Source organism: Photobacterium damselae, assembly GCF_003026815.1.
Taxonomy (GTDB): domain Bacteria; phylum Pseudomonadota; class Gammaproteobacteria; order Enterobacterales; family Vibrionaceae; genus Photobacterium; species Photobacterium damselae.
Window position 1 is genome coordinate 1 of sequence record NZ_PYOG01000082.1, and the last position, 2062, is coordinate 2062.

The window sequence follows — 2062 nt, forward strand, 5'->3', positions numbered from 1 at the left end:
AGATTCTGTCTTAATTGACTTTGCGGCTTCACGAGCAAAAGCTTCGAGTGCTTTCTTATCCATATTGTCCATCCTTAACCTTTAAGGTTTAAGTTTAGACAGTTACACAGAATTCAGGACACTCTCTAAAGTCGGCTTACATTGTCTCTTATAGGCGTTTAACGTGTCGGTAGTCCCTACCGCCACTAATTCCATTACGCTATTAAGCGTAATCCCTCAGCGTGGATATTGATCGCCGCGTTGATGTCACGATCATTTAACGACCCACAATCACAAGTCCACTCACGAATACCTAGTGACCATTTGCCAGAAAACAAACAACCGCAAGCACTACACATTTTAGAGCTAGGAAACCATTGACTAATAGCTGATACAGTTCGACCATACCAATTTGCCTTGTATTCCAACTGGCGAACTATTTCACCAAAATTAGCATCACTTAATGCCTTTGATAGTTTTTTATTCTTAATCATATTCTTTACTTTTAATGACTCAATTCCAATCACTTGATTTTCGTTTATCAGTCTAGTCGTCATTTTGTGAGTAAAGTCCATGCGAACATTAGCTATCTTTTCGTGGATCTTGGCAACCTTAATCCGTTGCTTGCTGAAGTTAGACGAACCTTTCTTTTTTTTTGAAAGTTTACGTTGTTCTTTTGCTAACTTCTTAGCGTACTTGGCTGTAGATTTTGGATTATCAAACGTCACACCGTCTGAACATACAGCAAGTGATTTTATACCTAGATCAATACCTACAGTTTTATCAGTAGGCTTGTTCTGAATGATTTCTTCTTCAACTAAAATGCTAATGAAATACTTTCCTGTTTTCGTTTTACTAACGTATACAGAAGATGGAATGCCGACAAATGAACGTGACCATTTAATTTTCAATGGTTGTTTCATTTTTGCAAGCTCAATTTCGCATTTATCCCTGTTGAATCTAAATGCAGTTCCAACATAACAAGCTGATTGCTTGCCACGTTTATTCTTGAACTTTGGATACCCAAAGCCAGATTTGAAAAATGATTTGAATGCTTTGTCCAAGTGCTTCAAAGATTGTTGAAGTGGAACGCTTGCAACATCTTTAAGCCATACAAAATCTGGATTCTTTTTCAATATGGTTAAGTTCTTGCTCCAATCATTGAAATTGGTTTTATTACCTAATTCGTATTGTTCTTTGGAGTAAGCCAAAGCGTTATTGTAAACAAATCGAGTACAACCAAATGTTTGATTAAGCATACGTGCTTGATCAGCATTCGGATAAAACCGATACTTGTACGCCCTTAATGTCATTTGGTCTAACCTTGTTTATTTTAGATATTTACTTATAAAACATGACCTTAAATTGTAGTAAACATAATTGGTCTAATTCTTATGTCGCACAATAACGAGCCAGTAATCCGCAAAGGTCGACACTGCGTAAGCGCACTACATGCACACTTAGTCTTTGTAACCAAATACAGAAGAAAAGTTTTTAACAACGAAATACTCAATCGACTAGAAGAGATCACGAAAGAGATTTGTATTGATTTTGAGGTTGAACTAAAAGAGTTCAACGGCGAACAAGATCACGTTCATATTCTGATTGAATATCCGCCAAAAGTTCAGCTATCAAAGCTAATCAATTCACTTAAAGGTGTTAGCTCAAGACGTCTAAGACAAGAGTTTCCAATCATTCACCGTTACTTATGGAATGGTGCTTTGTGGAGTCCTAGCTACTTTGCTGGCTCTTGCGGTGGCGCAAGCCTCGATGTGTTGACAAAATACATTGAGAGTCAGAGTCAACCTGTTTAATTTTGCTACTTCGTAGCAATGACTTTCACCCCCAACCTGAAGTGACGGGGTTCTTCGTCAATAGTGATAGCAAAGGAGCAAACTTAATAGTCAGCTCCTACATAGCAACAACGGCAAGGATCAAACAACGTTATTTATAACAATAAAAATACGGCTTCGATCTTATTACCATCAAGATCTAAGACATATGCTGCATAATAGTTTTCACCGTATTCAGGACGAACGCCAGGCTTACCACAGCAGGTTGCCCCTAATTCGATTGCAGTTTG

The 2062-nt window shown here is 37.8% G+C and carries 2 protein-coding genes and 1 pseudogene; 1 reads left to right on the top strand and 2 read right to left on the bottom strand.

Annotated elements, in window-relative coordinates; all coding sequences use genetic code 11:
- Window positions 1-194: 194 nt before the first annotated feature.
- The gene (locus tag CTN07_RS22280) at window positions 195-1292 is read right to left on the bottom strand and encodes an RNA-guided endonuclease TnpB family protein (protein WP_005306966.1); all 1098 of its coding nucleotides are present in this window, start codon (window positions 1290-1292) and stop codon (window positions 195-197) included.
- A gap of 81 nt (window positions 1293-1373) precedes the next feature.
- Here CTN07_RS22280 and tnpA point away from each other — a divergent pair, with 81 nt between their 5' ends.
- Window positions 1374-1793, top strand: a complete 420-nt coding sequence (gene tnpA, locus CTN07_RS22285) for an IS200/IS605 family transposase (protein ID WP_013404509.1) — start codon at window positions 1374-1376, stop codon at window positions 1791-1793.
- A 134-nt stretch (window positions 1794-1927) separates the two neighbouring features.
- On the opposite strand, the pseudogene CTN07_RS22710 reads toward tnpA, so the two are convergent.
- Window positions 1928-2062 (bottom strand): annotated as a pseudogene (locus tag CTN07_RS22710) (VOC family protein); the annotation flags it as partial.

What these genes read in the sequence shown, in the direction of transcription:
- tnpA (WP_013404509.1), top strand. Translation starts at nt 1,374, where the DNA reads ATGTCGCACAATAACGAGCCAGTAATCCGCAAAGGTCGACACTGCGTA.
- CTN07_RS22280 (WP_005306966.1), bottom strand. Translation starts at nt 1,292, where the DNA reads ATGACATTAAGGGCGTACAAGTATCGGTTTTATCCGAATGCTGATCAA.